The sequence below is a fragment of the Sulfurivirga sp. genome, from assembly GCF_015490265.1.
Lineage (GTDB): Bacteria > Pseudomonadota > Gammaproteobacteria > Thiomicrospirales > Thiomicrospiraceae > Sulfurivirga.
The window spans coordinates 1-4,670 of sequence record NZ_WFYD01000087.1; the positions used below are offsets into that span (position 1 = coordinate 1).

The window sequence follows — 4,670 nt, forward strand, 5'->3', positions numbered from 1 at the left end:
AGCGGCGTGGAACCACCTGATCCCATCCCGAACTCAGAAGTGAAACGCGCCAGCGCCGATGGTAGTGTGGGAGGTCCCATGCGAGAGTAGGTCATCCCCAGCCTCATCCATAACAAACCCCCTGCCCAAACAGGCAGGGGGTTTTTTGTTGCAGGTGTGATAACATTCCGGTAAGTACACTCTGCCTTGCTTGCCTATGAATCCTTCGATCGTTGATGCGGAAAAAACGAGCCTGGCCAGACAGCAGGGATGGGCCGTGCTGCTGTTCATACTGGTCATGGGGCTGATCACCCTGCTGGCGCTGAATCTGCTGGGCAAGAAGCCGGGCACGGAGGCCAAGCTGGCACAAGGCGTTAATGTGCTGCAAGCGCTGGAGACGGCGAAGCGCCGGTTGCTGACGCATGCCATGTTGTCGCCGGAGCTGTATGTATCAAGGGACAACAGTGGTACGGTGGACTATTACTCCATGAAGCGCATGGGAGGCTTGGGATTCCTCCCTTGTCCAGATTTCAACAGTGACGGAGCGCCGGATTCCACCTGTGGCAATCCCAGAGTCATTACCTATGCCGGAGGGGTTTATTCTCATGACAAGACGACCGGCATTACCAATAACAAGCTGTCGGGCACGATTAAGACGGGACTTTTGCCACATGCGATTGTCAGCCGGAATTTCTATATCTATCCACAGAAATTCAGTTTCTACTACGTTGTGGATGAGAGATTTACGATTTTTAACAATCGGTATGACGTTAATTCAGCTGAAAGTTCTGTCAATACAACGCTCATTTCGGCAGCGGACAAGTATGTGACCAGACCGCCGGTGAGCAGTGTGATGGATATTCAGGAATGGCTCAGCACGGGCGCCAAGGACTACCTTCTGGCAAAAAACGAAAGCAACAATTACCACACCCTGTTTACCACATCGGGTGTATCTGCAACGCCCTATCTGCTGAACTCAGCATCCAAGGCCGATCAGAACATACTGCTGCCCTATCTGAATATTGACCTGAACGACCCTAATGAAAACAGGGCCAATGAGCGCAATTCCTATGTGGCGGTGATCATCTGGCCTGGGCCGGATGGCAAGCTGGCACCTGAGAATGCGGACGGAGATGATACGTTTGCCAACAGCGGTGATGACATAGTCGTGGGCATTTCCTTCCGGGAGTGGAAGCAGGCGATGCGGGACCGTTTGTGTTCGGAGCGTGCCTATTACACGGATTTCCTTGGCGCTAGCACCAGTGGCAAGCACTGGATTCTGCCCTACAATTCCGCTCTCAACCCCATTGGCCAGAACTGGCGCAGCGTGCTGGTGGATGTGCACGCACAGGCAGAGTATGGCACCAGCAACGCCGAACTGTGCAAGTGATCAGTCCGGCACTCTGAAGCGAAGCCGCTGGAATTGTTGTAGCCAGCGGTGCAGCACCGGATAGTCCCGCTGTGTTGCGGCCAGGGCGTCTTCCGGCGGGAATTCGGTCATGGGGCGATCGATCAGGGCACTGGCCAGAGCGAGCAGATACTCTACCTGCTGCCGCTTGAAGCGCGGGTTGGGCAGAAAATAGGTGACCTTGGCAATCATCGCCGCGCGCAGAATATCCCGCCAGAAGCGAGGCGGGCAGCCGTAATCGCGCAGCAGCTGGTCGGGACGCTTGGCATTGAGCCAGTGGTCCATCATCTGAGGCAGAGACCAGGTGCTGAATACGGCAAAGGCCACGCGCTGCGCGATGGGCGCCAGTTCAAGAATGAACTGTTCTTCAAAGGTGTTTTCAATCGGCTTCATGGCCCGATCCGTTCATGCTGCAACAGGGTTACATTCTATAGGAGAAGCAAAAAATGCACCCACTTGCTCAATACATTGATGAAATTCCGGATTTTCCCAAGCCGGGCATTCTGTTTCGTGACGTGTCGCCCCTGCTGCGGCAGAAATTTGCCGAGACCATTGATGCCATGAGCGCACTGTTTACCGATGAGGAGTGGGCGCAGGTGGATCACCTGGTGGGCATCGAGTCCCGAGGTTTCATTTTTGCCGCCGCCTTGGCCTGCAAGCATGGCAAGGGGTTTGTGAAGGTGCGCAAGCCGGGCAAGCTGCCAAATGTGCATGCCTCGGTGAGTTATGGTCTGGAGTATGGTTCCGACGAGCTGCAGATGCAGAAGGGGGACGGTGGCAGGGTGATCGTCTGTGATGATCTGATCGCAACCGGTGGTTCCATGAAGGCGGCGGCGGATCTGTGCCAGAAGGTAGGCTATGAGGTGGTAGGGCTTGCCTGTCTGGTGGATCTCAAGTCGTTGAATGATTTTGAGTGGAAGGGTCTTCGGGTGCGCTCGGTCATCCAATATGAGGATTGAGTTGCTTGTAAGGGCATAAAAAAGCTGAATTCTTGCAACGAGCAGCTGCTCTTACAATGAGCGCCGACAGTTTTTTGAAGTTCGGTGCCTGTGATGATACCCCGCCTGACCCGAAGCATTTTTCTCGATCAGCTGTTGTGGATGGTGATGGCCGGTCTCTTGATGGGATTGGCCTTTCCCGTTTTTCTGCGCCTTTTCGGTTTCCCTGAAGAAGAGGTCTTTTCTCCCGCCTTCTATGCCCTTGCGCTCAGTGCGGGTGCATTGATGGGGCTGTTCAATTATGGCCTGGTGCGCATTGTCATTCGTCCGGCCATGCGCACGCTTTCTGGCAAGATGGACAAGGTTGCGAATGCTCTGGAACAGCAGCTGGCGGAGATGAGCCGGGAAGAGCAGGCCGTCTGCGTAACACCCGATGACTGCATGGTGGATATCCGTTCCGCCGACGAGCTGGGAAGTGTGGCCGGCTCCTTCAATCGGCTGGTGCACACGCTGCATGAAAGTCGGGAAATTCAGCGCGCCTATGAAGCATTGAGCCGCCGACTGTCCGCCAGCCTTGAGCTGAGTGATCTGGCCGAACAGGTCAGCGAGCTGATCGTTACCCATAATCTGGCTCAGGCTGTGGCGCTTTATGTGATTGACAAGGGTGAGGTGAAACCCGTGTTCTCCCGGGGCATCGCTCAGGCTGAACAGCTGGTGCATCATCCGCAGCTTGAGAAGGTGGTGGAGACCCAGCAGTCCACAGTGGTCTATCTGCCTTCGGACATCCATGTAGATGCGGTGCTGGTGGATTTCCGTCCCAAGACGGTTCAGATACTGCCGGTAATGTTCAGAGGGACGGTGGTGGGCGTGCTGCTGCTTGCCACCGCACAGACGCCGGATGAAAAACAGCAGCTGCTGCAGGACATGTTCGTAGCCGGCCTGGGTCTGGCTTTGCGCAATGCGCTCACCCATGAAGAGATTCAGCGCATTGCGGTGCTGGATGGTCTGACCGGGGTGTTCAACCGGCGCTTCGGCATGCAACGGCTGAAGGAGGAATACAGCCGGGCCGTGCGTCAGGAAGCACCTCTTGCCGTGCTCATGGCTGATATCGACCACTTCAAGCGCATCAATGATACCTATGGTCACTTAATGGGTGATCGGGTGCTGAGGTTGATCGTTGAGCAGATCCGCCATGTGGTGCGGGAGGGTGATGTGATTGTCCGGTATGGCGGTGAGGAGTTCATGATCATTCTGCCGGGTGCCGACAGCCACAATGCGATGGAGGTGGCCGAGCGTCTACGTCGTCGGGCAGGTGATATCGAAGTGCACCATGGCGACCATGTCATCCGCGTGACGCTCAGCATTGGTGTAGCCAGTCTGCCGGAGATCAAGGTGGATGCGCCGGTCGCATTGATTGAATGCGCAGATGAAGCTCTCTATCAGGCCAAGCGCAATGGCCGCAATCAAGTGATGGACGCACGCATGCAGGCGTGCGTCCAGTCATCTTCTTCACTCTGACGGGGATTTCAGGTCGGTGAGTCGCCGACGGGCTCGGGCGGCTGCCGCGCGCACCTGTTCGGGCGCCGTGCCGCCAAAGTGGTTGCGCGCGGCCACCGAGCCTTCCAGCGTCAGCACGTCGAACACGTCTTCATCAATGCGTGCGTCGAACTGGCGCAGCTCCTCCAGCGACATTTCCGACAGGTCCTTGCCGTTTTTGATGCCGTAGGCCACCGCCGCGCCCACCACCTCATGGGCGTCACGGAAAGGCAGACCTTTCTTCACCAGATAGTCGGCCAGATCCGTGGCGGTGGAGAAGCCGCGCCGGGCCGCCTCATGGCCGGCCTCGCGGTTGAAGCGCATGGCCGGGATCATGTCGGCAAACGCCCGCAGGCTGTTGACCACCGTGTCCACCGTATCGAACAGGGGTTCCTTGTCTTCCTGATTGTCCTTGTTGTAGGCCAGCGGCTGGGACTTCATCAGCGTCAGCAGGCTCATCAGGTGGCCATACACCCGGCCGGACTTGCCGCGCACCAGCTCCGGCACGTCCGGGTTCTTTTTCTGCGGCATGATGGACGAGCCGGTGCAGAAGCGATCCGGCAGGTCGATGAACTGGAACTGGGCGCTGGCCCACAGCACCAGCTCCTCGCTCATGCGCGACAGGTGCATCATCAGCAGCGCCGCGGCATGGATGAACTCAATGGCGAAATCCCGGTCGGAGACACCGTCCAGCGAGTTCTCGCCTACGCGCTCGAAGCTCAGCAGTTCAGCGGTATAGTGGCGGTCGATGGGATAGGTGGTGCCCGCCAGCGCCGCCGAGCCAAGCGGGCTGGTGTTGATGCGCTTGC

At 57.3% G+C, this 4,670-nt stretch carries 5 protein-coding genes and 1 rRNA gene; 4 read left to right on the plus strand and 2 right to left on the minus strand.

Annotated elements, in window-relative coordinates; all coding sequences use genetic code 11:
• A 5S ribosomal RNA gene (gene rrf / locus F8K16_RS05910) occupies positions 1-103 on the plus strand; the annotation flags it as partial.
• Between the two features lie 93 nt (positions 104-196).
• Positions 197-1,369 carry a hypothetical protein gene (locus tag F8K16_RS05915; RefSeq protein ID WP_294948201.1) on the plus strand — a complete coding sequence of 391 codons (1,173 nt, stop codon included), beginning with the start codon at positions 197-199 and terminating at the stop codon, positions 1,367-1,369.
• On the opposite strand, the gene F8K16_RS05920 is transcribed toward F8K16_RS05915, so the two are convergent.
• Entirely contained in the window at positions 1,370-1,780 is a 411-nt protein-coding gene (locus tag F8K16_RS05920; RefSeq protein ID WP_294948203.1) for a hypothetical protein, read from the minus strand.
• A gap of 53 nt (positions 1,781-1,833) precedes the next feature.
• Between F8K16_RS05920 and F8K16_RS05925 the strand changes: the two genes are divergently transcribed.
• Together F8K16_RS05925 and F8K16_RS05930 are read left to right on the plus strand one after the other, a co-directional pair.
• Positions 1,834-2,346, plus strand: coding sequence for an adenine phosphoribosyltransferase (locus tag F8K16_RS05925; protein ID WP_294948205.1), 513 nt, complete (start codon positions 1,834-1,836; stop codon positions 2,344-2,346).
• Between the two features lie 93 nt (positions 2,347-2,439).
• Complete coding sequence (locus tag F8K16_RS05930; protein ID WP_294948207.1) at positions 2,440-3,843, plus strand: GGDEF domain-containing protein; 1,404 nt, start codon at positions 2,440-2,442, stop codon at positions 3,841-3,843.
• Here the strand turns inward: F8K16_RS05930 and argH are convergent.
• A partial coding sequence (gene argH / locus F8K16_RS05935; protein ID WP_294948209.1) for an argininosuccinate lyase occupies positions 3,835-4,670 on the minus strand: 836 nt, incomplete at its 5' end. The two genes, F8K16_RS05930 and argH, sit on opposite strands and share 9 nt — an antisense overlap.

Excerpts from the sequence above, each read along its gene's own strand:
- F8K16_RS05915 (WP_294948201.1), top strand. The coding sequence starts at position 197 with ATGAATCCTTCGATCGTTGATGCGGAAAAAACGAGCCTGGCCAGACAG.
- F8K16_RS05920 (WP_294948203.1), bottom strand. The coding sequence starts at position 1,780 with ATGAAGCCGATTGAAAACACCTTTGAAGAACAGTTCATTCTTGAACTG.
- F8K16_RS05925 (WP_294948205.1), top strand. The coding sequence starts at position 1,834 with ATGCACCCACTTGCTCAATACATTGATGAAATTCCGGATTTTCCCAAG.
- F8K16_RS05930 (WP_294948207.1), top strand. The coding sequence starts at position 2,440 with ATGATACCCCGCCTGACCCGAAGCATTTTTCTCGATCAGCTGTTGTGG.